The 26,430-nt window shown below is 71.4% G+C and carries 25 protein-coding genes, 1 tRNA gene and 1 pseudogene; 12 read left to right on the forward strand and 15 right to left on the reverse strand.

All coding sequences use genetic code 11. The annotated features are described in order from the left end of the window. On the reverse strand, positions 1 to 1,034 hold a 1,034-nt coding region (locus tag ACFOY6_RS18890; RefSeq protein ID WP_379651935.1), incomplete at its 3' end, for a glycosyltransferase family 4 protein. 152 nt (positions 1,035 to 1,186) lie between these two features. On the opposite strand from ACFOY6_RS18890, the gene ACFOY6_RS18895 reads away from it, so the two are divergent. From ACFOY6_RS18895 to ACFOY6_RS18905, 3 genes are all read left to right on the forward strand, one after another. Next, positions 1,187 to 2,221: an alpha/beta fold hydrolase gene (locus ACFOY6_RS18895; RefSeq protein WP_379651936.1), complete on the forward strand. Its 1,035-nt coding sequence runs from the start codon at positions 1,187 to 1,189 to the stop codon at positions 2,219 to 2,221. A 72-nt stretch (positions 2,222 to 2,293) separates the two neighbouring features. Then, positions 2,294 to 3,439 (forward strand): fumarylacetoacetate hydrolase family protein, encoded by a 1,146-nt coding sequence (locus ACFOY6_RS18900; RefSeq protein WP_379651937.1) that lies wholly within the window; start codon positions 2,294 to 2,296, stop codon positions 3,437 to 3,439. Continuing rightward, entirely contained in the window at positions 3,436 to 4,191 is a 756-nt protein-coding gene (locus tag ACFOY6_RS18905) for an alpha/beta hydrolase (RefSeq protein WP_379651938.1), read from the forward strand. The genes ACFOY6_RS18900 and ACFOY6_RS18905 overlap by 4 nt, the downstream gene beginning before the upstream one ends. 54 nt (positions 4,192 to 4,245) lie before the next feature. On the opposite strand, the gene ACFOY6_RS18910 is transcribed toward ACFOY6_RS18905, so the two are convergent. The 4 genes from ACFOY6_RS18910 to lipB all read right to left on the reverse strand — a co-directional run bounded on the left by ACFOY6_RS18910 (position 4,246) and on the right by lipB (position 8,776). Then, positions 4,246 to 5,799: a UxaA family hydrolase gene (locus tag ACFOY6_RS18910; protein ID WP_109518273.1), complete on the reverse strand. Its 1,554-nt coding sequence runs from the start codon at positions 5,797 to 5,799 to the stop codon at positions 4,246 to 4,248. 54 nt (positions 5,800 to 5,853) lie between these two features. Next, positions 5,854 to 6,933 carry an Ldh family oxidoreductase gene (locus ACFOY6_RS18915; protein WP_379651939.1) on the reverse strand — a complete coding sequence of 360 codons (1,080 nt, stop codon included), beginning with the start codon at positions 6,931 to 6,933 and terminating at the stop codon, positions 5,854 to 5,856. Between the two features lie 171 nt (positions 6,934 to 7,104). Continuing rightward, entirely contained in the window at positions 7,105 to 7,749 is a 645-nt protein-coding gene (locus ACFOY6_RS18920; protein ID WP_379651940.1) for a helix-turn-helix transcriptional regulator, read from the reverse strand. 298 nt (positions 7,750 to 8,047) lie between these two features. After that, positions 8,048 to 8,776 (reverse strand): lipoyl(octanoyl) transferase LipB, encoded by a 729-nt coding sequence (gene lipB / locus ACFOY6_RS18925; RefSeq protein WP_379635257.1) that lies wholly within the window; start codon positions 8,774 to 8,776, stop codon positions 8,048 to 8,050. Positions 8,777 to 8,841: 65 nt separating this feature from the next. Between lipB and ACFOY6_RS18930 the strand changes: the two genes are divergently transcribed. From ACFOY6_RS18930 to ACFOY6_RS18965, 8 genes are all read left to right on the forward strand, one after another. After that, positions 8,842 to 8,924, forward strand: a tRNA-Leu gene (locus ACFOY6_RS18930). Between the two features lie 94 nt (positions 8,925 to 9,018). Continuing rightward, entirely contained in the window at positions 9,019 to 11,280 is a 2,262-nt protein-coding gene (locus ACFOY6_RS18935) for an NADP-dependent malic enzyme (protein WP_379651941.1), read from the forward strand. 62 nt (positions 11,281 to 11,342) lie between these two features. Beyond that, a complete protein-coding gene (locus tag ACFOY6_RS18940; RefSeq protein ID WP_379651942.1) occupies positions 11,343 to 12,044 on the forward strand; it encodes a VWA domain-containing protein in 702 nt (233 codons plus the stop codon). 10 nt (positions 12,045 to 12,054) lie between these two features. Then, positions 12,055 to 12,750, forward strand: coding sequence for a J domain-containing protein (locus ACFOY6_RS18945; protein WP_379635263.1), 696 nt, complete (start codon positions 12,055 to 12,057; stop codon positions 12,748 to 12,750). A gap of 131 nt (positions 12,751 to 12,881) precedes the next feature. Further along, on the forward strand, positions 12,882 to 13,751 hold the full coding sequence (galU, locus tag ACFOY6_RS18950; protein WP_109518266.1) for a UTP--glucose-1-phosphate uridylyltransferase GalU: 870 nt from the start codon (positions 12,882 to 12,884) through the stop codon (positions 13,749 to 13,751). A 9-nt stretch (positions 13,752 to 13,760) separates the two neighbouring features. Beyond that, positions 13,761 to 15,065 (forward strand): UDP-glucose dehydrogenase family protein, encoded by a 1,305-nt coding sequence (locus ACFOY6_RS18955; protein ID WP_109518265.1) that lies wholly within the window; start codon positions 13,761 to 13,763, stop codon positions 15,063 to 15,065. Positions 15,066 to 15,079: 14 nt separating this feature from the next. Beyond that, positions 15,080 to 16,492: a phosphoglucomutase/phosphomannomutase PgmG gene (gene pgmG, locus ACFOY6_RS18960; protein ID WP_379651943.1), complete on the forward strand. Its 1,413-nt coding sequence runs from the start codon at positions 15,080 to 15,082 to the stop codon at positions 16,490 to 16,492. A 4-nt stretch (positions 16,493 to 16,496) separates the two neighbouring features. Beyond that, the gene (locus ACFOY6_RS18965) at positions 16,497 to 16,895 is read left to right on the forward strand and encodes a gamma-glutamylcyclotransferase family protein (RefSeq protein WP_379651944.1); all 399 of its coding nucleotides are present in this window, start codon (positions 16,497 to 16,499) and stop codon (positions 16,893 to 16,895) included. Positions 16,896 to 16,901: 6 nt separating this feature from the next. On the opposite strand, the gene ACFOY6_RS18970 is transcribed toward ACFOY6_RS18965, so the two are convergent. Beyond that, positions 16,902 to 17,801: a DMT family transporter gene (locus ACFOY6_RS18970; RefSeq protein WP_379635266.1), complete on the reverse strand. Its 900-nt coding sequence runs from the start codon at positions 17,799 to 17,801 to the stop codon at positions 16,902 to 16,904. Between the two features lie 113 nt (positions 17,802 to 17,914). On the opposite strand from ACFOY6_RS18970, the gene ACFOY6_RS18975 reads away from it, so the two are divergent. Further along, a complete protein-coding gene (locus tag ACFOY6_RS18975; RefSeq protein ID WP_109518261.1) occupies positions 17,915 to 19,021 on the forward strand; it encodes a DSD1 family PLP-dependent enzyme in 1,107 nt (368 codons plus the stop codon). Between the two features lie 104 nt (positions 19,022 to 19,125). Here the strand turns inward: ACFOY6_RS18975 and metW are convergent, their stop codons facing one another. The 9 genes and pseudogenes from metW to ACFOY6_RS19020 all read right to left on the reverse strand — a co-directional run. Next, positions 19,126 to 19,731, reverse strand: a complete 606-nt coding sequence (metW, locus tag ACFOY6_RS18980; protein WP_109518327.1) for a methionine biosynthesis protein MetW — start codon at positions 19,729 to 19,731, stop codon at positions 19,126 to 19,128. A gap of 184 nt (positions 19,732 to 19,915) precedes the next feature. Next, on the reverse strand, positions 19,916 to 20,422 hold the full coding sequence (locus ACFOY6_RS18985) for a F0F1 ATP synthase subunit B family protein (RefSeq protein ID WP_379651945.1): 507 nt from the start codon (positions 20,420 to 20,422) through the stop codon (positions 19,916 to 19,918). 12 nt (positions 20,423 to 20,434) lie between these two features. After that, on the reverse strand, positions 20,435 to 21,067 hold the full coding sequence (locus ACFOY6_RS18990) for a F0F1 ATP synthase subunit B family protein (RefSeq protein WP_245906549.1): 633 nt from the start codon (positions 21,065 to 21,067) through the stop codon (positions 20,435 to 20,437). Positions 21,068 to 21,134: 67 nt separating this feature from the next. Further along, positions 21,135 to 21,362, reverse strand: coding sequence for an ATP synthase subunit C family protein (locus ACFOY6_RS18995; RefSeq protein ID WP_076959667.1), 228 nt, complete (start codon positions 21,360 to 21,362; stop codon positions 21,135 to 21,137). Between the two features lie 85 nt (positions 21,363 to 21,447). Beyond that, entirely contained in the window at positions 21,448 to 22,203 is a 756-nt protein-coding gene (locus ACFOY6_RS19000) for a F0F1 ATP synthase subunit A (protein WP_109518259.1), read from the reverse strand. 22 nt (positions 22,204 to 22,225) lie between these two features. Further along, positions 22,226 to 22,534 carry an AtpZ/AtpI family protein gene (locus tag ACFOY6_RS19005; RefSeq protein WP_109518258.1) on the reverse strand — a complete coding sequence of 103 codons (309 nt, stop codon included), beginning with the start codon at positions 22,532 to 22,534 and terminating at the stop codon, positions 22,226 to 22,228. Positions 22,535 to 22,597: 63 nt separating this feature from the next. After that, positions 22,598 to 25,036 carry a putative bifunctional diguanylate cyclase/phosphodiesterase gene (locus ACFOY6_RS19010; RefSeq protein WP_379651946.1) on the reverse strand — a complete coding sequence of 813 codons (2,439 nt, stop codon included), beginning with the start codon at positions 25,034 to 25,036 and terminating at the stop codon, positions 22,598 to 22,600. Positions 25,037 to 25,038: 2 nt separating this feature from the next. Further along, positions 25,039 to 25,569, reverse strand: a complete 531-nt coding sequence (locus tag ACFOY6_RS19015) for an oxidoreductase (protein ID WP_146201936.1) — start codon at positions 25,567 to 25,569, stop codon at positions 25,039 to 25,041. Positions 25,570 to 25,642: 73 nt separating this feature from the next. Further along, positions 25,643 to 26,430, reverse strand: a pseudogene (locus ACFOY6_RS19020) (chromosome segregation protein SMC); the annotation flags it as partial.

Raw genomic sequence — 26,430 nt, forward strand, 5'->3', positions numbered from 1 at the left:
GCCGCCCCGGCCGGCAGGGCCAGCGCGCGGCCGATGGCGGCGGCCAGCGCCGCCGTGTCGCCGGGCGGCACGCGCCAGCCGGTCTCGCCCTCCTGCACCGTCTCGCGCGGGCCGCCGAGATCGGCCGCGATCACCGGCCGCGCCATGGCCTGCGCCTCGATGACGGTGCGGCCGAAGGCTTCCGCGTCGGTCGAGGCGTGCAGCACGATGTCGGCCAGCAGCAGGGCGGCGGGCATGTCGTCGCCGGGGCCGGGCAGCACCGCGTCGCCCGCGAGGCCGAGCGCGGCGAGGCGGCCGCGCAGTTCGGCATCATAGGCGCCGCGCCCGGGGTCGCCGGCCAGGATGGCGAAGGGGCGCGGCGCGGGCAGCCGCGCCAGCGCCTCCAGCAGCACCCCCTGCCCCTTCCAGCGGCTGATACGGGCGGGCAGCAGCAGCACGGGCCGGCCTTCCGGCACGCCCCAGGCGGCGCGCAGCGCGGCCACCCGCGCGGGCGCCACCGCCGCGGGGTCGAAGCGCCGCACATCCACCCCGCGCGGGATGACCCTCAGCCGGTCCTCGCCCACGCCGTGCCGCGCCCGCACCAGCGCCGCGATGAAATCGCTGATGGCGATGACCCGCTCGCCGCGCGCCATCACCCCGTTGTACAGCCTCTTGCCGGGGAAGCCCTCATTGTAGGTGCCGTGATAGGTGGTGACGAAGTGGGCACCGGCCCGCCGCGCCGCCCACAGCGCCGACCAGGCCGGGAAGCGGCTGCGCGCATGGACGATGCGCACCCCCTCGGCCACGACCAGCCGCCGCAGCGCGCCGGCGTTGGCCAGCAGCGCGGCGGGCGACTTGCGGTCCAGCGGCAGGGTGACGTGGCGGGCGCCCACCGCCTCCAGCTGCGGCACCAGCCGCCCGCCGGCCGAGGCCACCAGGGGCCGGAATCCGGCCCGCGCCAGCGCCTCGGCAATCTCGATGGTGCCGCGCTCCACGCCGCCGGCCTTGAGGGCGGGCAGCACCTGAAGCACGGCGGGGGCGCGGTCGGCGGTCATGGGCGCGGCATTAGCGCCTGGGCGGGCGGCTGTCAGCAGCGCGGGGCGGCGGCAGGGCACTGGCGGCAAAGTGAGGCGCCGCCCGTCACGCCGCACCCCACATCCCGGGGCGACCCCGAGGCTGCCGGGCAAGACCGAGGAGAAGACCAAGGATGCGGATGCGCGCGACCCTTCCCCTGCTCACCCTGCTGCTCGGCCTCGGCGCCGCGTCGGCCCCGCCCGCCGCCCTGGCGCAGGGCACGGCGGAAGGCCCGCGCTACGGCGCCCGGCTGGAGGGGTTCGACTACCCCCACCCGGTGCAGGAATTCACGCTGCGCAGCCAGGGCCAGGCGCTGCCCATGGCCTACATGGACATCCAGCCCGAGCGCCCGAACGGCCGCGCCATCGTGCTGCTGCACGGCAAGAATTTCTGCGGCGCCACCTGGGAGGGGATGATCGACGCGCTGCGCGGCGCCGGCTGGCGCGTGGTGGTGCCAGACCAGATCGGCTTCTGCCGCTCCGCCAAGCCGGAGGGCTACCAGTTCAGCCTGCACCAGCTCGCCGCCAACACCCATGCGCTGCTCACCGAGCTGGGAATCCGCCGCCCGGTGGTGATGGGCCATTCCATGGGCGGCATGCTGGCCGCGCGCTACGCGCTGATGCACCCGAAGGAGACCGAGGCGCTGGTGATGGTCAACCCGATCGGCCTCGAGGACTGGGAGGCGATGGGCGTGCCGCACCAGACCATCGACGAATGGCTGGCGGCCGAGCAGCGCACCACTCCCGACAGCATCCGCGCCTACCAGCGCGACACCTACTACGCCGGCCAGTGGGAGGCGCGCTACGACCGCTGGGTGGAGATGCAGGCGGGGCTCTATGCCGGGCCGGGGCGCGAGGCGGTGCTGCGCAACCAGGCGCAGGCCAGCGACATGGTGTTCACCCAGCCGGTGGTGCAGCACTTCCCGCTGATCCGGGTGCCGACGCTGCTGGTGATCGGCGAGCGGGACAACACCGCCATCGGCAAGGCCGCCGCGCCGCCGGAGGTGCGCCGCCGCCTGGGCGACTACCAGACGCTCGGCCGCCGCACCGCCGACGCCATCCCCGGCGCGCGGCTGCTGCGCTTCGAGGATCTCGGCCACTCGCCGCAGATCCAGGACCCGGCGCGCTTCCACGCCGCGCTGCTGGAGGCGCTGCCCGCGCTGAAATGACATGCTCTCCCCCGTGGCCAGGGCGCGCGGAAGGCTTTACCAAAGCCGCACCGGCTCAACGGGAGGACTGGCATGAACAAGACCGCGACGGCATTGCCCGAGGATTGGCGCGAAGGCCATTTCGCGCTGCGCATCGAGGGCGCCGACGGCCCGCAGGCCATCGCCCTGGCCGGCGGCCAGGCCTTCGACATGACGCCCGCCTTCGGCACCGTCAGCGCCTGGCTAGCGGCCGAGGACCCGATCGGCGCCATCGCGGCGCGCGGCGAGCCGGTGGTGATCGACATGCCCGCCCTGCTGGCCGGCGGCGGCCCGGCCCGGCTGCTGGCGCCCTTCGACCTGCAGGCGCTGAAGGCCTGCGGCGTGACCTATGTGCGCTCGATGATCGAGCGCGTGATCGAGGAGCGCTGCCGCGGCGACGCCACCCAGGCCGAGGGCGTGCGCGCCGAGTTCCGCGCCATCATCGGCGAGGACCTCACCGCGCTGCGCCCCGGCAGCCCGGAGGCGATGCGCCTCAAGGAGAACCTGCTGGCCCGTGGCTGGTGGAGCCAGTACCTGGAGGTGGGCATCGGGCCGGACGCCGAGGTGTTCACCAAGGGGCAGCCGCTCTCGGCGGTGGGCTCGGGCGCGCATATCGGCATCCACCCCGCCTCCGCCTGGAACAACCCGGAGCCGGAGGTGGTGCTGGCGATCAGCCCGCGCGGCACCATCCTGGGCGCCACCCTCGGCAACGACGTGAACCTGCGCGACGTGGAGGGCCGCTCCGCCCTGCTGCTCGGCCGCGCCAAGGACAACAACGCCGCCTGCGCGCTCGGCCCGGCCATCCGCCTGTTCGATGCCGGCTTCACGCTGGAGGACATCCGCAACGCCGAGATCGCGCTGGAGATCACCGGCCCGGAGGGCTTCCACCTGGCCGAGACCGGCCCGGTGGGCAGCATCAGCCGCGACCCCACCGAGCTGGTGGACCAGCTGGTGAACCCGCACCACCAGTATCCGGACGGCGCGGCGCTGTTCCTGGGCACGCCCTTCTCGCCCAGCAAGGACCGCGACGCCGCCGGCATGGGCTTCACCCACCATGTGGGCGACGTGGTGCGCATCGCCAGCCCGCGCCTCGGCGCGCTGGTGAACATCGTCGACCGCACCGATGCCTGCCCGCCCTGGCGCTTCGGCCTCGGCGCGCTGATGCGCAACCTGGCGCAGCGGGGGCTGCCGCGCGCATGAGCCTCGCGCGGGAAGAAACCGGGCGCCTGCGCAACGCGCGGGGCGAGGAGCTGGCCTGGGCGCGGCTGCCCGGGCGCGGCCCCGGCGTGGTGTTCCTGGCCGGCTTCCGCTCGGACATGGAGGGGGGCAAGGCGCTGCACCTGCGCGAGCGCTGCGCCGCCACCGGGCGCGCCTTCCTGCGCTTCGACTATGCCGGGCATGGCGTCAGCGATGGCGACTTCGCGGCGGGCTGCATCGGCGACTGGGCGGCGGATGCGGCGGAGGTCATCGCCGCGCTCACCGAGGGGCCGCAGGTGCTGGTGGGTTCCTCGATGGGCGGCTGGATCGCGCTGCTGATGGCGCGGCGGATGCCGGAGCGGCTGCACGCGCTGGTCGGCATCGCCGCCGCGCCGGACTTCACCGAGACGCTGATGTGGCCGCATTTCAGCGAGGAGCAGCGCGCCGCCATCCTGCGCGAGGGCGTGCTGGAGCTGCCCAGCCCCTATGGCCCGCCGGTGCCGATCACGCGCCGGCTGATCGAGGACGGAAGGAACCACCTGCTGATGGGCGGCCCCATCCCGGTGGAGCGCCCGGTGCGGCTGCTGCACGGGATGCGCGACAACGAGGTGCCCTGGCGGGTGGCGCCCGAGATCGCCGCGCGGCTGGTATCGGAGGATGTGCGGGTGACGCTGGTGAAGGATGGCGACCACCGCCTCGCCCGCCCCGAGGACCTCGACCTGATCTGGCGCACGGTCGAGGCCGCATCGAACTGACAGAAAAAAGATGGGGGTCCGGGGGAATTCCTTCCCCCGGCCTTTCCTCCCCTGTCACCCCATGATGCCGATCTGCCACGGCACGAACTCGTGCTTGCCGAGGCCGAGATCTTCGCTCTTGCTCTTCTCGCCCGAGGCGACGCGCAGGATGTGCTCGAAGATCTTCTGCCCCATTTCCTGGAGCGAGGCGGTGCCGTCGAGGATCTCGCCGCAATTGATGTCCATGTCCTCCTCCAGCCGGCGGAACATGGGCGTGTTGGTGGCGAGCTTGATGGAGGGCGCCGGCTTGCAGCCGAACATCGAGCCACGCCCGGTGGTGAAGCAGATGACATTGGCGCCGCCCGCCACCTGCCCGGTGGCGGAGACCGGGTCGAAGCCCGGGCTGTCCATGAAGACGAAGCCCGGCGTCGTCACCGGCTCGGCGTATTTGTAGACTTCCATCAGCGGTCCGGTGCCGCCCTTCATCGAGGAGCCGAGCGACTTCTCGAAGATGTTGGCGAGCCCGCCGGCCTGGTTGCCGGGGCTGACCACGCCGTTGATCTGGGTGTCGCGCCCGGCGGCGTACTCATCCTTCCACCAGCGGATGCGCTCGATCAGCTTCTCGCCCACGGCGCGGTTGGCGGCGCGGCGCGTCAGCGTGTGCTCCACGCCGTAGATCTCCGGCGTCTCGGAGAGGATGGCGGTGCCGCCATGGCGCGTCAGGATGTCCATGGCGTGGCCGAGGGCCGGGTTGGCGGTGATGGAGGAGAAGCCGTCCGAGCCGCCGCATTGCAGCCCCACCATGATGTGGCTGGCCGGCACGGTCTGCCGCGTGACCTGATTGGCTTCCACCAGCATCTCGCGCACCGCGGCGATGCCGGCCTCGATGCTCTTCCGGGTGCCGCCCGTCTCCTGCATGGTGAAGTGGCGCAGCTTGTCGCTGGCGGCGAGGCCGTGCTCCTGCATCAGCCCGGTGATCTGGTTGCGCTCGCAGCCCAGGCCGATGACCAGCACGGCGGCGATGTTGGGGTGGCGGATATAGCCCGCGAGCGTGCGACGCAGCAGCTGCATCGGCTCGCCGGAGAGCTCCATGCCGCAGCCGGTCTGGTGCGTGAAGGCGGCGACGCCGTCGACATTGGGGAACTCCGCCAGGCGCTCGCTGGTGAAGTGGTCGGCGATGTTCTGCACCACGGTGGCCGAGCAGTTCACCGTGGAGACGATGCCGATGTAGTTGCGGGTGCCGACGCGCCCATCGGCGCGGACGATGCCCTGGAAGGTGGCGCGCTCCGCCTCCGGCACCATCTGCAGCGGCTCGTAGTCCTGGCAGAAGGCGTAGTCGCGGTCGAACTCGGTGAAGGTGATGTTGTGGCCGTGCAGCATGGTGCCGGCCGGCATGTCCTCCGCCGCGAAGCCGATGGTGACGTTGTACTTGAGGATCGGCTCGCCCTTGCGCAGGTGCCGGGTGGCGATCTTGTAGCCCGCCTGCACCGCCTCCCGCGCCACGATGTTCTCGCCGGGGATGGAGGTGCCCGCCTCGACGGGGATGCGCGCCACCACCACGTTGTCATTCGGGTGCAGGCGGATGACGGGGCCGTTCAGGCGCTTGGCGCTCAGGTCGATGAGGGACATGGGGCAGGCTTCCTTGGACGTTTTTCTTGGTTCGTATCGGCCGGCGGGCGCGTCTCAGGCCGGCAGCGGCTCCGGCAGGGCGACGCCGTGCCGCTCGGCCAGCGGGCGCAACCCCTCCATGATGCCGGGCGCCAGCGGCACGCCCTGCTCCAGCGCATCGTCGCGGTGCGCCAGCCCCTTCTCGCCCGGCAGCCGCACGCGGCCGATGCCGGGGCGCGGCGCCGCGGCGCGGCAGGCGGCGGCGGTGTGGCCGGTCTGCCGCTCGAAGGCGGACAGGCCGGCGAAGGCCTCGGGGTCGATCACCTGCAGGAACACGCCGGCCATCATGTTGCGGGCGCCGTCGGCGCGGCCATGGCCCGGCAGGCCCTGGGTCAGCGCCTCGGTCAGCAGGGCCCAGCCATAGCCCTTCTGGCCGTGGTCCAGCCCGCCGGCCGGCTGGATGGCGCCGCCCTGGAACACCACGTTGGGATCGTCGCTCGGGTTGCCCTCGGCGTCCAGCAGCCATTGGTGCGGGAAGCGCTTGCCCTCGCGGATCAGCCGCAGGCTCATGTTGTTGGTGGTGATGGAGGCGCTGATGTCGAGCACCACGGGGGTGCCGCCGGTGGGGAAGCCGGCCGCCATCGGGTCCGGCGCCAGCACGCCCTGGCGGGCGCCGAAGGGCGCCACGCTCGCCGTGCCGGGGGCGGAGCTGTGCAGGATGCAGAGCAGCCCGCGCGCCGCCGCCTTCGCCGGATAGACGGCGAGGCAGCCGATATGGTGGCTGTTGCCGATGGCGATGGACACCGTGCCATGGGTCTTCACCCGCTCCATGGCGATGTCCAGCGCCTTCATGGTCAGCCAGCCGCCCGGCAGGCCACGGCCATCCCAGGTCAGGCAGGCGCCACGGTCGGAAAGCACCGCCGGCTCGCCCTCCAGCGTCATCACGCCGGCGACGACGTCGTCCATGTACTTGGGCAGTAGGCCGAGGCCGTGGGTGATGTGGCCCATCAGGTCGGACTCGACCAGCACCTCGGCCATCACCCTGGCCTTGTCCGCCGGCACGCCGGCGGCAGCGAAGAGCGCGGCGGCGGACCCGACCAGGGCCATGGCGGGGTAGCGCGGCGTCGCGGCCTGCTGTTCCAGCGCGGCGCTCACAGCCCGGCCTCCCGGCCCATGGACACGCCCAGCCCCATCCCTGCCTTCGCTGACATTCCCGGTTTTTCCTCTTCCCGCACTCATCCGATGATCGCATGATGAAGGGGAAGCCGCAACGCGCCGCGCCCCTGGGCGCAGCCTGGAAGGGGGGCGGAGCCGGGCAGCCGGGCGCTATTCTCCCCCCGACATCGCCGCCAGCCTGGCGGTGAGGAGGGCGAGCCGGCTCTGCCGCGAGACGCCGAGCTTGCCGAAGACGACCTTCAGCACATAGCGCGCCGTGCCCACCGTGATGCCGAGCTGCCGGCTGGCCTCCTCCGGCGTCACGCCACGCCCGACCTGCGCGGCCAGCCGTGCCTCGGCCGCCGTCAGCCCCATCATGCGCAGGGGCAGTTCGGGGCTCGGCAGGTCCTGCTCCGGCATGAAGACGAGCAGCAAGGTCGCCACCCGCTCCTGCTCGCCACGCTGGCCGGGCAGCACGGTGCCAGGCGGAAGGCGGCAGGCGCGCAACAGCAGCGGCCGCAGGCCCGAAGGCTGCGGCAGGGCGAGGAAATTCGTCTCCCATGCCGTGCCGGCGTGCACGTCCGGCATGGCCAGCATGCTGTCCAGCGCCCCCTGGCTGCGCGGGGCGGCGGCCACCAGCCGGTCCTCCCGCAGCAGCAGGCCATCTCCGAGCATCGCGTTCAGATGCGCGTTGGTCAGCAGGACGGCCCCGTCGGCCCGCAGCAGGGCGGCGCCGCACCCGATCCGGTTCAGCAGCTCGGCGACCAGGCCCTCGATGGCGGGAACATCAGGCGGATACAAGGGAGCGATGGGCATGGAGGGTCCTGGCTGGAGGCGCGGCGGGCGCCGCCCGGCAAGCGGCTGGCCGCGCATCAGGCTGCGGCGAACCATCCGCCCGGAACGAAGACAGCAGGGACGGGAGCGATGCGGGTCGCGGAAGGGGCCAGGAGACGACGCACCGCGGAAGCCAGAACTAGAACAAGCGATATACTCTTGATTTCATGAACTTCATTCCGGCCGAGCATAACAGCCACCAACTCCGAACAGCCCAGTAAGGCCCCATATTAATCTCGATTCTAGTGCGCAATATCCCCCATTTGAGGTAAAGTTCCGCTCAAGCCACGGCCCCGCCGCCGAAAACGTCCTGCCAACTGGCCTTCAGCGCGCTGTCCGCCTCCGCCATGGTGACCGGCAGGCCGAGCGCGGCGAGGCTGGTGACGCCATGCTGGCGGATGCCGCAGGGCACGATGCCGCCGAAATGCGAGAGATCGGGCTCCACGTTCAGCGCGATGCCGTGCCAGCTCACCCAGCGGGTGACGCGCACGCCGATGGCGGCGATCTTGTTCTCCCGCACCAGGAAGCCGCCCGGCGCCTTCTCCGCCACCCAGATGCCGACGCGGCCCTCGCGCCGCTCGCCCTTCACGTTGAAGCGGTCCAGGGCGCGGATGATCCACTCCTCCAGCCCGTGCACATAGGCGCGGATGTCGCGCGCCGGCACGCCGCCATGCGGGTGGTTGAGGTCGAGCATCACATAGGCGGTGCGCTGCCCGGGGCCGTGATAGGTCCACTGCCCGCCCCGCCCCGCCGCGTAGACGGGGAAGCGGGCATCGACCAGCCCCTCCGGCGTCGAGGAGGTGCCGGCGGTGTAGAGCGGCGGGTGCTCCACCAGCCACACCCGCTCGCGCGCGCCCTCGGCGCGGATGGCGGCGGCATGGGCCTGCATCTCCGCCAGGGCGGCGGGGTAGTCGGTCAGTCCCTCGGCCACGCGCCATTCGGGGGCGTGGCCGGCGGTGGCCGCCGGGCCGGCTTCAGCTTCGGGCGAAATATCCACATCAAACGTCATGGGGGTTGTTGCTGCCTCCGCGATCATCCGCTATATGCCCGCCCCAGCTTGTTGCTGTCCAACACGCGGTCGTGGCGGAATGGTAGACGCGTCAGCTTGAGGTGCTGGTGGGGGCAACCCCGTGGAAGTTCGAATCTTCTCGACCGCATATTTTTCCTAACTCGCTCGCCCCGCTTGCCACCCGGTTTCAGTCCTTGTGGACAGGCTCCGGCTCCGTCATCGTCCGGGGCACGGAGGTGCCAATGGACGAGGATTTCCGCAAGGCCGCGCTGGACTACCACCGCCTGCCGCGCCCTGGGAAGCTCAGTGTCGAAGCGACCAAGCGGATGGCCACGCAGCGCGACCTCGCGCTCGCCTATTCCCCCGGTGTCGCCGCCGCCTGCGAGGCCATCGCCGCCGATCCCCGCGCCGCCTATGAGATGACCACCCGCGGCAACATGGTCGCGGTCATCACCAACGGCACCGCCGTGCTCGGCCTCGGCGCCATCGGCGCCCTGGCCTCGAAGCCGGTGATGGAAGGCAAGGCCGTCCTCTTCAAGAAATTCGCCGGCATCGATTCCATCGACCTCGAGGTCGATGAGCTGGACCCGCAGAAATTCGTCGACGCGGTGGCGGTGCTGGAGCCCTCCTTCGGCGCCATCAACCTGGAGGACATCAAGGCTCCCGAGTGCTTCGAGATCGAGCGGAGCCTGCGGGAGCGGATGAAGATCCCGGTCTTCCACGACGACCAGCACGGCACCGCCATCATCGTCGCCGCCGCTGTGCGCAACGGCCTGCTGCTGCAGGGCAAGACGCTGGCCGAGGCGAAGATCGTCACCTCCGGCGCCGGCGCCGCGGCGCTCGCCTGCCTCGACCTGCTGGTGGCGATGGGCGCGAGCCGGGACAACATCACGGTCACCGACATCAAGGGCGTGGTGCATGCCGGCCGCACCGAGCTGATGGACCCCTACAAGGCCCGCTACGCGCGCGAGACCGATGCCCGCGTCCTGGCCGACGTGCTGGAAGGGGCGGACGTGTTCCTCGGCCTCTCCGCGCCGCGCGTGCTGAAGGCGGAGTGGCTGGGCAAGCTCGCCCCCCGCCCGCTGGTGCTGGCGCTGGCCAACCCCGAGCCCGAGATCCTGCCCGAGGCGGTGCGCGCCGCGCGGCCGGACGCCATCGTCGCCACCGGCCGCTCGGACTACGCCAACCAGGTCAACAACGTCCTCTGCTTTCCTTTCATCTTCCGCGGCGCGCTGGATGCGGGGGCCACCACGATCAACGAGGCGATGAAGGTGGCGGCGGTGGAAGCCATCGCCCGCCTCGCCCGCATCGAGGCCTCCGAGGTTGTGGTGGCCGCCTATGGCGGCACCGCGCCGGTGTTCGGCGCGGACTACATCATCCCCAAGCCCTTCGACCCCCGGCTGATCCTGGAGATCGCCCCCGCCGTGGCGCGCGCCGCCATGGATTCGGGCGTGGCGACCCGCCCCATCGCCGATTTCGCCGCCTACCGGGACACGCTGGAGCGCTTCGTCTACCGCTCGGGCGACCTGATGCGCCCCGTCATCTTCGCCGCCCGCAAGGCGCCGAAGCGCGTCGCCTATGGCGAGGGCGAGGATGAGCGCGTGCTGCGCGCCGTGCAGTCCGTGCTGGATGACGGCATGGCCGAGCCGGTGCTGATCGGCCGCCGCGCCGTCATCGAGGCCAAGGTGCGCGCCATGGGCCTGCGCATGGACCTCGCCGAGAGCGTCCGCCTGCTCGACCCGGAGCAGGACACGGCCATCTTCGCGCCGCTGGTCGATATCTACCGCGCCAAGGTCGGCCGCCGCGGCGTGCCGCCCGATGCCTGCGAGCGCTTCGTCCGCACCCGCCCCACCGTCGCCGCCGCCCTGCTGCTGGAGACGGGGCAGGTCGATGCCGCCATCGTCGGCGGCCAGGGCGAGTGGATGCGCCACTGGCACCAGGCGCACGACGTCATCGGCAAGCGCGCCGATGCCAGCCGCGTCTATGCCCTCACCGGCGTCATCCTGCCCGCCGGCACGCTGTTCTTCGCCGACACCCACCTGCTGGTGGAGCCCAGCGCCGAGCAGGTGGCGGAGATGACGCTGCTCGCCGCCGAGCAGGTGCGCGCCTTCGGCCTGACGCCGAAGGTGGCGCTGCTCTCCCACTCCTCCTTCGGCGCCAGCAACGCGCCCTCGGCCCGCAAGATGCGCGAGGCGCTGAAGCTGATCCAGGCGCAGGCGCCGGATCTGGAGGTGGATGGCGAGATGCACGCCGACGCCGCGCTGGTGCCGGCCATCCGCGAGAAGGCGGTGCTCGACAGCCCGCTCTCCGATTCCGCCAACCTGCTGGTGATGCCCAACCTCGATGCCGCCAACATCGCCTACAACCTGGTCAAGGCGGCGGCGGACGGGCTGCAGCTCGGCCCCATCCTGCTCGGCATGAACAAGCCGATCCACGTGCTGGTGCCGAGCGTGACCGCGCGCGGCATCGCCAACCTCACCGCGCTGGCCGCCACCCAGGCCTGAGCGGCCGATTTCTCCGCGCCGGATGCCTTCGCTTCCGGCGCGGCAGGCCCCATCTTGGGGGCATGGCGAATCTTCCAGCCCGCCCCGCCTCGGCCGCCGTGAGCGCCTTCCTGAAGCAGGTGGAGAGCCTGCCGGCGGTGCGCGCCGGCACGCACCGCCCCGGCCGCCTCATCTTCGCCATCGACGCCACGGCCAGCCGCCAGCCGAGCTGGGACCGCGCCTGCGCCGTACAGGCCGACATGTTCCAGGCCGCCGCCGCGCATGGCGGGCTGGCGGTGCAGCTGGCCTATTACCGCGGCTTCGGCGAGTTCGCCGCCACCCCCTTCCTGACCGACGGGCGGGACCTGGCGCGGCGCATGTCCGGCGTCTCCTGCCTGGGCGGGCATACCCAGATCGGCCGCGTACTGGCCCATGCCGAGACGGAGACGGCGCGCGAGAAGGTGGCCGCCCTGGTCTTCGTGGGCGACGCGGTGGAGGAGGAGGCGGATGCGCTCTGCCACGCCGCCGGGCGGCTCGGCCTGCGCGGCACGCCGGCCTTCGTCTTCCAGGAGGGGGAGGACCCGGTGGCCACCGGAGTGCTGCGGCAGGTGGCGAAGCTCTCGGGCGGCGCGCACCGGCGGCTGGATGGCGGCAGCGCCGCCGCGCTGCGGGACTGGCTGAACGCCGTGGCGGTGTTCGCCGCCGGCGGGCGGGCGGCGCTGGCGCGGCTGCAGGCCAGCCCCGCCCGCACCCTGGCGGCACAGCTTCCGGCCCCGCCCCGGTGATGGCGCGGCCATGACCTGGCTGCTGGGCGCGCTGGCGCTGCTGGTGCTGCTGGCGGCGCTGGCGCAGGGCTTCGCCACCGCCAGCGTGGCGCAGGTGAAGCGCACCGCCGTCATCCTGCTGGCGGTGGTGGGCCTCGGCGCCTTCGGGCTGCTGCTCTACAGCGGGCGGGTGGCGCAGGCCGTGCCGGCCCTGCTGGCCATGGCGCCGCTGCTGCTGCGGCTCTGGCGCGGCTGGCGGCAGGCGCGGCGCTTCGGGGCGCCGGGCGAGCAGGCTTCCAGCCTCAACACCGCCATGCTGGCCATGCGGCTGGACCTTGCCAGCGGCACGCTCTCCGGCCGGGTGCGGCAGGGCCGCTTCGCGGGGCGGGAGCTGGGGGAGCTGGCACAGGGCGAGCTGCTGGCCCTGCTGGCCGAATGCGAGGCGCAGGACCCGGAAAGCGTGCCGCTGCTGGAGAACTGGCTGGACTGCGCCTGGCCCGACTGGCGCGCGGCGTACCACCAGGAGCACGGGCATGGCCGGGCGGCCGGCCCCGGGGAGATGGACCGCGCCGCTGCCCTCGCCCTGCTCGGGCTGGAGGAAGGGGCGGACGCGGCCGCCATCCGCGCCGCGCACCGGCGGCTGATGCGGGCCGCGCACCCGGATCGTGGCGGTTCTGCGGCGCTGGCCGCGCAACTCAACAGGGCCCGCGATCTTCTGCTAGGTTGAATTCACGGAATCACGTCTGACCGATGAATTGCCGCGGCTGTTGCGGCGTGGCAATGCTGCGCCAGGACAGCCTGAATTTCGCCACCGCCCCGTGGCCGAATGCACCGACCACAGACTGGAGGACCAGCCGAGTGACGAAACCGTTGAAGAAGGCCGTGCTGCCCGTGGCCGGCCTGGGTACGCGTTTCCTGCCGGCCACCAAGGCCCTGGCCAAGGAGATGCTGCCCGTCGTCGACAAGCCGCTGATCCAGTACGCGGTCGAGGAGGCGCGCGCCGCCGGCATCGAGCAGTTCTGCTTCGTCACCGGCCGCGGCAAGACCGCCATCGTCGAGCATTTCGACGTGGCCTATGAGCTTGAGAAGACCCTGGAAAGCCGCGGCAAGCTGGATGTGCTGGAGGAGCTGCGCGCCCAGGCGCAGATGCCCGGCAGCATCACCACCGTGCGCCAGCAGGTTCCGATGGGCCTCGGCCACGCCATCTGGTGTGCCCGTGCCTTCATCGGCAACGATCCCTTCGCGATCCTGCTGCCCGACGACCTGATGCTCTGCAAGACCTCCTGCACCAAGCAGCTGGCCGACGCCTATCTGGAGACCGGCGGCAATGTCGTGGCCGTCGAGGAAGTCCCGATGGAGCGCGTCAACAAGTACGGCGTGCTGGACATCGCCGAGGACAAGGGCCGCCTGGTCTCGGTCAAGGGCCTCGTCGAGAAGCCGAAGGTGGAGGACGCGCCCTCCAACCTCACCGTCATCGGCCGCTACGTGCTGATGCCGGAGGTGCTGGAGCATCTCGCCAAGATGGAGAAGGGGGCCGGCGGCGAGGTGCAGCTGACGGATGCGATGGCCAAGCTCATCGGCACCCAGCCCTTCCACGGCCTGCGCTACGAGGGCCGCCGCTTCGATTGCGGCGACAAGGTGGGCTTCCTCGAGGCGCAGATCGCCTTCGCCTTGCAGCGGCCGGACATCGCCAAGGCGGTGCACGACTTCCTGCCGAAGTATGTCTGAGGCCGGCTGATGCGCATCGCCATGATCGGGGCCGGCTATGTCGGCCTCGTCTCGGGCGCCTGCTTCGCGGAGTTCGGTGTCGATGTCTGCATCGTCGACACCGATGCGGGGAAGATCGAGGCCCTGCATGCGGGGCGCATCCCGATCTACGAGCCGGGCCTGGACCGGCTGGTAGAGGAGAATGCGCGCGATGGCCGGCTGACCTTCACCACCGACCTGAAGCAGGCGGTGCGCGGCGCCGACGCGGTGTTCCTGGCGGTGGGCACCCCCACCCGCCGCGGCGACGGGCATGCCGACCTCACCTATGTCTTCGCCGCCGCCGAGCAGGTGGCCCGGGCGGCCGAGGGGCCCCTGGTGGTGGTGACGAAGTCCACCGTGCCGGTGGGCACCGGCCGCAAGGTCAAGGAGATCGTCCGCGCTGCCCGCCCGGATCTCGAGATCGAGGTCGCCTCCAACCCCGAGTTCCTGCGCGAGGGCAACGCCATCGGCGATTTCATGCGGCCCGACCGCGTGGTGATCGGCACCGAATCCGAGCGCGCCCTGGCCGTGCTGAGGCGGCTCTACCGCCCGCTCTACCTGATCGAGACGCCGGTGGTGGCGACCTCGATCGAGACGGCGGAGCTGATCAAGTACGCCGCCAACGCCTTCCTGGCGGTGAAGATCACCTTCATCAACCAGATGGCCGACCTGTGCGAGAAGGCCGGGGCCGACGTGCACGACGTGGCGCGCGGCATGGGGCTCGACGGCCGCATCGGCCGCAAGTTCCTGCATGCCGGGCCGGGCTATGGCGGCTCCTGCTTCCCGAAGGACACGCTGGCGCTGGCCCGCACCGCGCAGGAGCTCGGCGCGCCCGCCACCATCGTCGAGCAGACCATCGCCGCCAACGAGGCGCGCAAGGCGCAGATGGCCGAGCGCGTCATCGCCGCCTGCGGCGGCTCGGTGGAGGGCAAGACCATCGCCGTGCTGGGCCTGACCTTCAAGCCCGAGACGGACGACATGCGCGACGCGCCCTCGCTCGTCATTGTCCCGGCGCTGATCGCGGCCGGCGCCACGGTGCGTGCCTACGACCCGCAGGCCGGCCACGCCCGGCAGGTGCTGCCCGATACGCTGCACTTCGCCGGCAGCGCGATGGAGGCCGTCAAGGCCGCCGACGCCCTGGTGCTGATCACCGAGTGGAACGAGTTCCGTGCCCTCGCTCCCAAGAAGCTGAAATCCGCCATGCGCGGCCGCGTCATCTGCGACCTGCGCAACGTCTGGGACCCCGCCGCCATGCGCGAGGCAGGGTTCCACTATTCCTCCATCGGCCGACCCTGAAGAAGGATCCCCGGATGACCGCCTTCCGCCACGAGTTCCACCCCACCTCGCTCCGCGAGTACGACATCCGCGGGATCGTCGGCAAAACCCTCTCCGGCGCGGATGCCTTCGCCATCGGCCGCTGCTTCGGCAGCATCGTCGCGCGCGGCGGCGGCAAGAAGGTGGCGGTGGGCTATGACGGCCGCCTCTCCTCGCCCGAGCTGGAGGCGCAGCTCGTCGCCGGCCTCGTCGCCTGCGGCCTCGAAGTGGCGCGCATCGGCTGCGGCCCGACGCCGATGCTCTACTACGCCGCCTATTCCCTCTCCGCCGACGGCGCCGTCATGGTCACCGGCAGCCACAATCCGCCGGACTACAACGGCTTCAAGATGATGCTGGGCAAGAAGCCCTTCTTCGGCAGCCAGATCCAGGAGATCGGCCGCATGGCCGCGGCCGGCGACGTGGTGCCCGAGGCCTCCGGCTCCTCCACCAGCGTCGATGTGTCCGAGGACTACATCGCCCGGCTGCTCAAGGACTATGACGGCGGCGACCGCGCGCTGAAGGTGGTGTGGGACCCGGGCAACGGCTCCGGCGCCGAGATCACCAAGCGGCTGGTGGCGAAGCTGCCCGGCGAGCACACCGTCATCAACGGCGAGATTGACGGCAACTTCCCGAACCACCACCCCGACCCGACCGTGCTGAAGAACCTCCAGCAGATCATCGCCGAGGTGAAGGCCAAGGGCGCCGATCTCGGCATCGCCTTCGATGGCGATGCCGACCGCATCGGCGCCGTGGATGGCGAGGGCAACATGCTGTTCGGCGACCAGCTCCTGGTGGTGCTGGCGCGCGACGTGCTGAAGAACCATCCGGGCGGCACCATCATCGCCGACGTCAAGGCGAGCCAGGTGCTGTTCGACGAGGTCGCCAAGGCGGGCGGCACGCCGCTGATGTGGAAGACCGGCCACTCGCTGATCAAGGCCAAGATGGCCGAGACCAAGTCGCCGCTGGCGGGCGAGATGTCCGGCCACATCTTCTTCAACGACAAGTGGTACGGCTTCGACGACGCGCCCTACTCCGCCATCCGCCTGCTCGGCATCGTGGCGCGCGCCAGCGAGAGCCTGGCGCAGATGCGCGACGCGCTGCCCAAGGTCATCAACACCCCGGAACTCCGCTTCGACTGCCCGGATGAGCGCAAGTTCGGCGTCATCCAGGAGGTGAAGGGCCGCCTCGCCGCCTCCGGCGCCAATGTGCAGGACGTGGACGGCGTGCGGGTGCTGACCGAGGATGGCTGGTGGCTGCTGCGCGCCTCCAACACCCAGGCGGTGCTCGTCGCCCGCGCCGAGGCCAAGACCGAGGAAGGGCTGGAGCGTCTCAAGGCCCTGCTGGCCGAGCAGGTGACGGCCTCCGGCCTCGCCGTGCCGGATTTCTCGGGTGAGAACGCCGGGCACTGAGAGCATGGCCAGGGGGCTCCGCCCCCTGGACAGACGGATCTGCTCCGGGGGGCTCCGCTCCCCGGAGACCGGCATCAGGGGAAGCATCTTCCTCTATGGGACGCTGCTGGAGGCCAGGACACTGGCGAGGCAGTCGGGCGACGGCACCCTCCACCGCCGGGCCATTCCCGCCATGCTCCACGGCTACCGGCGCGGCAGACTGCGCGGCACCCCCTTCCCCACCCTGCTTCCAGACCCTGGCGGCCACGTCCAGGGCCTGCTGATCCGGCCCACGGCGAAGGCCCTGGCGCGACTGCACGCCTATGAGGGGCCGCCCTACCGGCTGGTGCCGCTGCGGGTGGAGACCCGGCGCGGCATCCGCTGGGCGCGCGCCTGGGCGGTTCCCCGCTGGCGCGCGGCCTGAAGAGCCCTACTGCGGGTGGACGGGCGGTACGCGAGCCCAGCCCTTCGGCCGGCGCACCCGCTCGCGCAGGAAGGTCATCAACCCCGAGAGGATGATGATGGCGACGCCGAGTGCCATCACCGGCTCCAGGTGGTCGCCGAAGATGAGGTAGCCGAAGGCGATGGCCCAGAGCATCTGGCTGTACTGCGCCGGCGCCACCAGGCTGGCCGGGATGCGCTGCGAGGCCAGCATCACCAGGATGTTTCCCGTCGCCATCAGCAGCCCGTAGCCCATCAGCAAGGCCCATTGCACCGGCGTGGGCCAGACGAAGGCCGGTAGCATCAGCAGCCCGCACCCCACCACCGGCCCGATCAGCCCGGCGCCATAGAGCGAGAGGCGCGACTCGCTCTTCCCGTGGGCACGCATCATCACCACCGTCACGGCGCCGGAAAGCCCGCCCACCATGGCGCCGAGATGGCCGATGTTCAGCTCGCGGAAGCCGGGCCGCAACACCACCAGCACGCCGGCGAAGCCCAGGAGGACGGCACACCAGCGCCGCCAGCCCACCTCCTCACCCAGGAAGCTCACCGAGAGCAGGGTGACGAAGGTCGGCATCAGGAACAGCAGGCAGAAGGCCTCGGCCATCGAGAGATGGGTGAAGGCGGTGACGCTGCCCAGCGCCCCGGTGAAGGCGGCCCCGGCGCGCAGCAGCCACATCGGCCGGCTGCGGGCGCGGAAGATATCGGTCAGCCGCTCGCCGGGCGCCCGCAGCAGCGGCAGCGCCACCACGCCGGAGAGCGCGCCGAAGAACACGGCCTGATAGGCGCCAAGACTGCCATGCAGCAGCTTCACCGAGGCATCACTGATGGCGTATGCGGCAAAGGCCAGGAAGGCGAGCAGGATGCCTTGCGGCGTGGAACGGTCCATGAGATGCCCGGAAAGATCGTGCTGCGGTGCGGTGTGACCCAGCAGGCCAAAGCCCGCCAGGGCTCGAAAGGTTACAAATCGAAGCGCGCCCACCGCGCCTTGGAGGAAGCCCCATGCTGCAACGCCCCCCCGCCGAGCCTGGCATGCCCGAGGAGGAGGTGGACACCCCCGCCCTGATCCTCGACCTCGACGCGTTCGAAGCGAATCTGGACGCCATGGCGGCCTTTCTGGCGCCGACCGGCACAAAGCTACGGGCGCACGCCAAGACGCACAAATCCCCCGTGGTGGCCTTGCAGCAGATGCGCCGCGGCGCCGTCGGCCAATGCGTGCAGAAGGTGGCCGAGGCCGAGATCCTGGCCTGGGGCGGCGTGCCGGACATCCTGGTGAGCAACGAGGTGGTGGCGCCGCGCAAGCTGGCGCGTCTGGCCGCCCTCTCCTCCATCAGCCGCGTGGCGCTCTGCGCCGACGACGCGGCGGGCGTCGCGCTGATCGAGCAGGCGGCCGAGGCGGCCGGGCTGCGCATGACGGTGCTGGTGGAGATCGATGTCGGCGCCGGCCGCTGCGGCGTGGCCCCGGGGCCGGAGGCGGTGGCCCTGGCGCAGCGCATCGCCGCCAGCCCGCACCTGATCTTCGGCGGGCTGCAGGCCTATCACGGCCGCGCCCAGCACATCCGCAGCCCGGAGGGCCGCGCCGAGGCCATCGGCAGCGCGGTGGAGCACACCAGGCGCACCGTGGAGCAGCTGCGCCAGCAGGGGCTGGATTGCGCCATCGTCGGCGGCGCCGGCACCGGCACCTTCCGGCATGAGGCGATGAGCGGCGTCTTCACCGAGATCCAGGCCGGCTCCTACGCCTTCATGGACGCGGACTACGCCGCCAACGAGGAGGCGCCGCCCTTCCGCCACGCGCTGTTCCTGCTCTCGCAGGTGATGAGCACGCCGAAGCCGGAGCTGGCGGTGCTGGATGCCGGCCACAAGGCGGCGCCCACCGACTCGGGCTTCCCGAAGGTCTGGCAGCGCCCCGGCCTGCGCTACGCCGGCGCCTCGGACGAGCACGGCAACCTGGTGGTGGAGGGCGGCACCCGCCCGAAGCTCGGCGAGAAGCTGCGCCTGGTGCCGGCGCATTGCGACCCGACGATCGACCGCTACGACTGGTTCGTGGGCGTGCGGAACGGCCGGGTGGAGTGCCTCTGGCCGATCGCCGCGCGGGGAGCGATGAGCTAGGCATTCGCCTTTCTCTGAAGAAAAAGAAGCAAAAAGACTTTGTCAGTTTGGCTTGGCGCTAAACTGACAAAAGTTTTTTGGTTCTTTTTTCCAAAAAAGAACCCTTAGCCTTCTTTCTTCTTGAGCAGGAACAGCGCCTGCTCCCCGAACAAATTGGCCAGCTTCACCGAGCGCTTCCACGGCGCCCGCAGGCCCTTCTCGTCCACCGCCAGCCACTCCTCCACCGCGTAGCCGTCCCGCTCGCACAGATCGATGAAGTCGAGGATGGTGCAGGGGTGGATGTTGGGCGTCTCGTGCCAGGGGCGGCCCCAGGTCTCGGTCATCGGCATGCGGCCGGTGAGCAGCAGCTTCATCCGCACCTCCCAATGGCCGAAATTCGGGAAGGAGACGAGGGCGTGCCGGCCGATTCGCAGCATCTGCCGCAGCACCTCGCGCGGCTTCTCCACCGCGTGGATGGTGCGGGAGAGCACGACATAATCGAAGGCGTCGTCCGGGTAGAAGGCGAGATCGTTGTCGGCGTCGCCATGGATCACGGCGAGCCCCTGGGCCACGGCGGCGGTGGCCTGCGCCATGTCGATCTCGATGCCGCGCGCGTCGGCGTTCTTCTCGCGCTCCAGGTGCTCGAGCAGCGCACCGTCGCCGCAGCCGATGTCGAGCACCTTCGCCCCGGCCGGGATCATCTCCGCGATCAGCCGCAGATCGAGGCGCATGTTCTTGGCGACGAAGCGAACCGGTGACGGCGTATCGGACAAGGCGGGAAGATCCTGGGCCGCGAGGTGGGGCGGGATCGTTACTCCCGCCAGGGAGCCGAGGCAAACCCCCCGGCCCTGGAGAGGCCATGAAAAAAGGGGGCCTCGCGGCCCCCTCTCCATGACAGTGGCTGCCGGGCGCCGCTCAGGCGGCGCGGAGCGCCCGCGGCAGGTCGGCCACCGCGCTGTCGATCAGCTTGGCATCGGCCTCGGCGGTCAGCTCGGCGGCGATCACCTCGCGCGCCGCGGCGGCGGCCACGGCGGCGGCGGCCTGCCGCACCTCGGCCAGGGCACCGGCCTCGGCGGCCTGGATGCGGTCCATCGCCATCTGCTCGCGGCGCTTGGCGGCGGCCTCGGCCTCGGCGCCGGTCGCGGCGGCGAGGCGCTCGGCATCGGCCTTGGCGCGGGCCAGCAGGGTCTCGGCCTCGGCCAGGGCGGCGGCGCGGTCGGCCTCCGCCTGGCGGCGCATCGCCTCGGCCTCGGCGCGCAGGCGCGCGGCCTCATCGAGGGCGGTGCGGATCTTGGCGGCGCGGGCGTCCAGCGCCTCGGTCGCCTTCGCCCAGATCATGCGGCCCAGCAGGACCACGAAGATGACGAAGGAGACGGCAACCCAGAACTTCGGGTTCAGCCAGAAATGCTCGTAGTGGTGCATCGTGCCCGCTCCTTACGCCTTGCCCTGGGTGGCCAGCTCGCGCTGCACGGCGGCGGAGACGGCGGTCTCGTTCTTGATTCCGGACAGGCGCTGCACCAGGGCATTCGCCGTGTCGGTGGCCACCTCGCGCAGCGCGCCCATGGCGGTGTCGCGGGCGGCGTTGATGCGGGCCTCGGCGGCCTCGATCTGCTGGCTCAGGCGCTCGTTCAGCGCGGCGCTGCGCGCGGCGGCGTCGGCCTGGGCGGACTGGGTGGCCTCGGCGATGGCAGTCTGGCTCTCGGCGCGGGCGCGGGCGGTGGCGGCCCGGTGGGCCTCCATGGCGGCGTCGGCCTCGGCCTTGGCGGCGCGGGCGGCCTCGAGGTCGCCCTCGATGCGGTTGCGGCGCTCATCCAGCACGGAGGCGACGCGGGGCAGCGCGATATTGGCCAGCGCGTAGTACAGGACACCGAAGATGATCAGCAGCCAGACCACCTGGGCGAGCATCAGCGGATTGCCGAAATCCAGCTGCGGCATGCCGCCGCCGGAGGCTTCCGCCGCCGCGACCGACTGTGCCTCAAGACCGCCGGGCGCCACGGTTGCCGCCATCGCCTGGGCACCGAGGCTGTAGAGCGCGGCCGTCACGCCGGCGAGGGTCATCCGCTTCATCATCTGCTTCCCTGCAATTGGCGCCCCGGATTCGGTGGGGCGCGGCGGCTGCCGCGCCCCGGCCGGATCAGGTGAACAGGATCAGGAAGGCGATCAGCAGCGCGAACAGCGCCACGGCTTCCGTCAGGGCGAAGCCCAGGATGCCGATCGGGAACACGGTGTCGCGCGAGGCCGGATTGCGGGCCACGGACGCGATCAGCGTCGAGAAGATGTTGCCCAGCGCCAGGCCGACGCCGAACAGGGCGAGGACGGCGATGCCGGCACCGATCGCCTTCGCAGCAAGCACGATTTCCATCAGAGTGATCCCTTCGCTGATCTGATGTTGGTCCGCGAAACGCGGGTCCCGTAGAGACGTGGCCCCCTTGTGGGGACTGACCCCGTCAGTGCAGGTGCACCGCGTCGTGCAGATAGATGCTGGTGAGGATGGCGAACACATAGGCCTGCAGGAAGGCCACCAGGAGTTCGAACCCGACCAGGAGGACGTTGACCGAAAGCGGCAGCACCGCGAGGAGCGGGCCGACGATGCCCAGGCCGCCCAGCAGCACGACGAAGGTGGCGAACACCTTCAGCAGCACGTGGCCGGCGACCATGTTGGCGAACAGACGGACGGAAAGGCTGATCGGCCGCGAGAGGTAGGACACCACCTCGACCGGCACGATGATGGGGGCGAGCCAGAGCGGCGCGCCCTCGGGGAAGAAGTAGCCGAAGAACTTCTTGCCGTGCAGCGCCAGCGCGACGATCGTCGTCACCAGGAACACCAGGAAAGCCAGGCCGAAGGTGACGGCGATGTGGCTGGTGTAGGTGAAGGCGTAGGGGAACAGCCCCAGCACGTTGCCGAACAGCACGAACATGAACAGGGCGAAGACGAAGGGGAAGTAGCGCTTCCCCTCATGCCCCACCTGCCCGATGACGAGGTTCTCGACGAATTCGTAGAAGGTCTCTGCCAGCGCCTGGAAACGGCCCGGGACCACGGCGCGCGGCGCCATGCCCATAATCATGACCAGCACGATCACCACAGACGCCACCAGCATGTGGGCGTTTGACTGGGTGAAGTTCACCGCCGCGCCAATGGGCCCGAAGGCGTGCGTCAGCTCGAACTGGCTCAGCGCGTCGATCGTCTTGCCTTCGGCGGCCACTGTGGCTCTCCCGTATCCGGTGCTACTTGCGCGCGCCTGTCCGGGGGTTGAACAGCCGATAGACGTTCATCACCCCGGCGACACCACCCACCACGAAGAAGACCATGAAGAGCCAGGGAAAACTGCCAAGCCAGCGGTCAAGCAACCAACCGAGCCCGGCGCCGGCGATCAGGGCGGAAACCACCTCGACGCCAGCCCGCATGCCGATCTGCAACGCGCCGCCGGGAAGGGCGTTGGAGCCCTCGCCGCCAGCCTTGTCAGCACCCTTCTCCAGACCCTGGCGTTGCCGGGCCTGCTTCAGGCGCTCGTTGAAATCGTCGCGTTCGTTCACCCTTGCTCCTGCGGTCCCCCCGCCGGAAGGCTGGACGGCTCGTAAGGGGGCGTTCATGGGGTGTCAAGGGCATGACGCATCGCGGCCGGCCAGCTCGACCGGCCGCGGCACCGCCCCGCGGCGGTAGAGCACGGCGATCTCGGCCGCCGGCATGGGGCGGCCCAGCAGGAATCCCTGCGCCGCGTCGCAGCCCAGTTGGCGCAGCACGGCGAGCTGCTCCGCCGTCTCCACCCCCTCCGCCACCACCCGCACGCCGAGGCCGCGCGCCAGCCGCAGGATGGTGTCGACGATCCAGCGGCTGTTGCAGTTCTCGGGGTGCAGCTCCCGCACGAAGGTGCGGTCCACCTTCAGCACGTCGAAGGGCAGGTGCTGGAGATAGCCGAGCGAGGAGTAGCCGGTGCCGAAATCGTCCAGCGCCACGCGCACGCCCAGCCGGTGCAGCGCCTCCAGCGCCAGCTGCGCCGCCTCCGCGCTATGGATGAAGACGCCTTCCGTCAGCTCGATCTCCAGCAGGCGCGGCTGCACCCCACCCTCCTCCAGCGCCGCCGCCACCATCCGCACCGCCTGTTCGCCGGCGAAGAGATTGGCGGAGAGGTTGACCGCCACCGGCACCTCCAGCCCCTCCTCCTGCCAGCGCCGGATCTGCCGGCAGGCCTGCCGCAGCACGTAGCGGCCCAGCGCCTCGGCCATGCCGGATTCCTCGGCCAGCGGCACGAAGCGGGCGGGGGAGATGGGGCCGCGCACCGGGTGGTTCCAGCGCAGCAGCGCCTCGCAACCCACCGGCCCCAGCGAGGCGATGGAGAATTTCGGCTGGTAGACCAGCGCCAGCGCCTCCGCCCGCAGGGCTTCGGCCAGTTCCAGCGCAAGCTGCCGGCGCTCCTGCAGCGCCTCCTCCATGGCCGGGTCGAACAGCACGGCGCGGCCCCTTCCCTCCGCCTTGGCGCGGTAGAGGGCGATGTCGCTGCGCTGCTGCAGCACCGCGGCGCTCCTGCCATGCTCCGGGCCGAGCACGGTGCCGACGCTGATCCCCGAATGCAGGGGGCGCCCCTCGAGGTGGAAGGGCTCGGCCATCGCCCGCACCAGCCGCGCCGCCAGCTCCCGCGCCTCGGACGCGTCGGGGACGCCGGGCTGGATCACCGCGAACTCGTCGCCGCTGATGCGGGCCAGCATGTCCCCCGGCCGCAGGCAGCCCAGCATGCGCATGGCCGCGGCCTGCAGCAGCTGGTCGCCGGCCGGGTGGCCCAGGCTGTCATTCACCGCCTTGAAGTTGTCGATGTCGATGCCGTGCAGGGCGAAGCCGCCATCTCCCCCGGCCAGCGCCTGGGCCAGCGTCCTGTTCAGCCGCTCGCCGAACAGCAGCCGGTTGGGCAGGCCGGTCAGCACGTCGTGCTCGGCCATGTGCCGCACCCGCTCCTCGGCCATCTTCCGGTCGGAGATGTCGAGGGAGACGAAGACCACCCGCCCGGGCGCCCCGTTGCCGTCATCCACCGCCACGGCGGTGCCGAGCAGGGCGCGCTGCTGCCCGCCCTGGTCCGTCATCGCCCGCTCCAGGAAGGGCAGCGGGCCTTCGCAGGCCAGCGCCTGTGGCAGCCGCTCCAGATCCCCCGGCGGCAGGCCCAGCGCCTCCGGCCGCCGCCCGATCACCGACGCCTCGCTGACGCCGTGGAAGCGCGCATAGGCCTCGTTGACGAAGAGGTGCCGGCCCTGCGGGTCGAAGACGCTGATCATGGCGGGCAGGCTGTTCATCAGCGCGAGCAGCGTGCGCTCCGCCTCCGCCTGCCGGGCCATGGCGGCGCGGGCGCTGGTCAGGGACCGGTGCGCCCGGCGCGATTCCAGCGCCAGCATCAGGATCAGCAGCGCCACCGACACCAGCAGCCCGACCGCGCAGAACAGGAACAGCCATTTCAGGCCGCGCAGGTCGCCGAGCAGATGGTCCACGGCCTGGCGCTGCTCCAGGTGCAGGTGGCGGTTGGTGTCGTGCAGCTGGTCCCGGAGTCGGGCCAGGGTGAGCTCGATCCGCCCCGCCGCCGCAGGGTCGCCCGCCATCAGGACCCGCAACGCCACCTCCATGGCGTCGAGGTCGCGCAGCATGGCCGGCGCCAGTGCGTGCAGCCGTTCCATGTTGGCGTATTCCTCGGGACCATCGCCGCTCTGCAGCAGGATGATGCGGCTGTAGAGCACCTCGAACTGCTCCTCCAGCCGCTCGGCGTCCAGCCGGCCGCCCAGGTACCGGTGCAGGCTGCTCTCGAACTGCGCCGCCTCCAGGGCGGCGTTGCTGCTCAGCCAGAGAGCGCTGCGCCGGACCTTGGCTTCCTGCCGGTACTTCCCGGGAAGATGCGCCAGCGAAGCGCCGAGGGAGATGACGAACAGCAGCGCCGTCAGGCCGAGGCCGAGGCGCACGAGGCGCCGCCCCTGCCACAGCCAGCGCAGCAGGCCCCTCCCGCCGGTGTGTCCCTGCCCGGCCCCGCCTTTCGCCGCAGGCCCGCCGGCGTGCGGCGGCACCGCTACACCGCCTCGATGCTGCGCAGCTGCCAGATGGACCGCTCATAGAAGAGCGGCCTCTGCAGCGCCGGCCGCTCCGACCACGGATAGACCAGCCAGACCGGCCCGCGGTCGCGCACCCGCATCGGCTCGCCATCCAGCCGGGTTGCCAGGACGGCGCCGTGCCGCGCGCCGTCCTCGCGTGGCACCACGATCTGGTAGCGGTTGATGGCGGTGCAGCGCAGGGTCTCGCCCCCGGCCTGCACCGCCGCCAGCAGCCGTTCCAGCGGCACGCCGGAGAAGTTCTGCGGCCCCTGCGTCCAGGGCGTCTCGGTCCGCAGGGCGACAAGGCCGAGCGCTTCCAGCCGGGAGAGGGAGAATGGGTGCGCTCCGCCTTCGGCCGGGGCCACCCGCCCGGAGACGCTGAGGATCACCCGGCTCTCCACCGCGCCGTCCGGAGCCGCGGCCTGCGCCTGCGCGCACCCGCTACCGGCCAGCCGGAGCCCTGGAACGAGCAGACCGGGAGCCAGGAACAGGGCTTCGCGACGCAGCATGATCTCGCCTTTCGGTGTGGCGCCCACTCCAGGCCCCCGGATGGCAAGCTACCCGCCTTCATTCAAGAACGCGTTAACTTGTGCCTTCCACCATGTCCACCGCCGCCTCGAGATCCACGGAGAGCAGCCGGCTGACGCCACGCTCCTGCATGGTCACGCCATAGAGGCGGTGCATGCGGGCCATGGTCAGCGGGTGGTGCGTCACCACCAGGAAGCGGGTGCCGGATTCGGCGGCCATCGCCTCCAGCAGGCCGCAGAGCCGCTCCACATTGGCGTCGTCCAGCGGCGCGTCCACCTCGTCCAGCACGCAGACCGGCGCCGGCTGGCAGCGGAACACCGCGAAGACCAGGGAGAGCGCCGTCAGCGCCTGCTCGCCGCCCGAGAGCAGCGAGAGGGTGGCGAGCTTCTTGCCGGGCGGCTCGGCATAGATCTCCAGCCCCGCCTCCAGCGGGTCGTCCGAGCCGACCAGCGCCAGATGCGCCCGCCCGCCGCCGAACAGCTTGCCGAACAGCGCCCGGAACTCGGCATCCACCCGGTCGAACACGGCGCGCAGCCGCTCCCGCCCCTCGCGGTTCAGGTGGCCGATCGAGCCGCGCAGCTTGGCGATGGCGGCACCGATCTCCTCGCGGTCGCCATCGATGGCGCCGATGCGCTGGTCCACCTCCGCCATCTCCTGCTCGGCGCGCAGGTTGACCGGGCCCATATCCTCCCGCTCCTTGGCCAGCCGCTCGGCCTTGCGGCGGGCACGCTCCTCGGCGGCTTCGGAGAGGTCCTCGGGCGGCGGCGGCAGGGCGGGCGCGTCGCCCAGCCGCTCGGCCAGGCGCCGCGCCAGGGCGGCGGCCCCGGCCAGGACCGCCTGCG

The sequence above is a fragment of the Teichococcus aestuarii genome (genome assembly GCF_042651065.1).
Taxonomy (GTDB): domain Bacteria; phylum Pseudomonadota; class Alphaproteobacteria; order Acetobacterales; family Acetobacteraceae; genus Pseudoroseomonas; species Pseudoroseomonas aestuarii.

What these genes read in the sequence shown, in the direction of transcription:
- ACFOY6_RS18895 (WP_379651936.1), top strand. Translation starts at nt 1,187, where the DNA reads ATGCGGATGCGCGCGACCCTTCCCCTGCTCACCCTGCTGCTCGGCCTC.
- ACFOY6_RS18900 (WP_379651937.1), top strand. Translation starts at nt 2,294, where the DNA reads ATGAACAAGACCGCGACGGCATTGCCCGAGGATTGGCGCGAAGGCCAT.
- ACFOY6_RS18905 (WP_379651938.1), top strand. Translation starts at nt 3,436, where the DNA reads ATGAGCCTCGCGCGGGAAGAAACCGGGCGCCTGCGCAACGCGCGGGGC.
- ACFOY6_RS18910 (WP_109518273.1), bottom strand. Translation starts at nt 5,799, where the DNA reads ATGTCCCTCATCGACCTGAGCGCCAAGCGCCTGAACGGCCCCGTCATC.
- ACFOY6_RS18920 (WP_379651940.1), bottom strand. Translation starts at nt 7,749, where the DNA reads ATGCCCATCGCTCCCTTGTATCCGCCTGATGTTCCCGCCATCGAGGGC.
- lipB (WP_379635257.1), bottom strand. Translation starts at nt 8,776, where the DNA reads ATGACGTTTGATGTGGATATTTCGCCCGAAGCTGAAGCCGGCCCGGCG.
- ACFOY6_RS18935 (WP_379651941.1), top strand. Translation starts at nt 9,019, where the DNA reads ATGGACGAGGATTTCCGCAAGGCCGCGCTGGACTACCACCGCCTGCCG.
- ACFOY6_RS18940 (WP_379651942.1), top strand. Translation starts at nt 11,343, where the DNA reads ATGGCGAATCTTCCAGCCCGCCCCGCCTCGGCCGCCGTGAGCGCCTTC.
- ACFOY6_RS18945 (WP_379635263.1), top strand. Translation starts at nt 12,055, where the DNA reads ATGACCTGGCTGCTGGGCGCGCTGGCGCTGCTGGTGCTGCTGGCGGCG.
- ACFOY6_RS18955 (WP_109518265.1), top strand. Translation starts at nt 13,761, where the DNA reads ATGCGCATCGCCATGATCGGGGCCGGCTATGTCGGCCTCGTCTCGGGC.
- pgmG (WP_379651943.1), top strand. Translation starts at nt 15,080, where the DNA reads ATGACCGCCTTCCGCCACGAGTTCCACCCCACCTCGCTCCGCGAGTAC.
- ACFOY6_RS18965 (WP_379651944.1), top strand. Translation starts at nt 16,497, where the DNA reads ATGGCCAGGGGGCTCCGCCCCCTGGACAGACGGATCTGCTCCGGGGGG.
- ACFOY6_RS18970 (WP_379635266.1), bottom strand. Translation starts at nt 17,801, where the DNA reads ATGGACCGTTCCACGCCGCAAGGCATCCTGCTCGCCTTCCTGGCCTTT.
- ACFOY6_RS18975 (WP_109518261.1), top strand. Translation starts at nt 17,915, where the DNA reads ATGCTGCAACGCCCCCCCGCCGAGCCTGGCATGCCCGAGGAGGAGGTG.
- metW (WP_109518327.1), bottom strand. Translation starts at nt 19,731, where the DNA reads ATGCGCCTCGATCTGCGGCTGATCGCGGAGATGATCCCGGCCGGGGCG.
- ACFOY6_RS18985 (WP_379651945.1), bottom strand. Translation starts at nt 20,422, where the DNA reads ATGCACCACTACGAGCATTTCTGGCTGAACCCGAAGTTCTGGGTTGCC.
- ACFOY6_RS18990 (WP_245906549.1), bottom strand. Translation starts at nt 21,067, where the DNA reads ATGAAGCGGATGACCCTCGCCGGCGTGACGGCCGCGCTCTACAGCCTC.
- ACFOY6_RS18995 (WP_076959667.1), bottom strand. Translation starts at nt 21,362, where the DNA reads ATGGAAATCGTGCTTGCTGCGAAGGCGATCGGTGCCGGCATCGCCGTC.
- ACFOY6_RS19015 (WP_146201936.1), bottom strand. Translation starts at nt 25,569, where the DNA reads ATGCTGCGTCGCGAAGCCCTGTTCCTGGCTCCCGGTCTGCTCGTTCCA.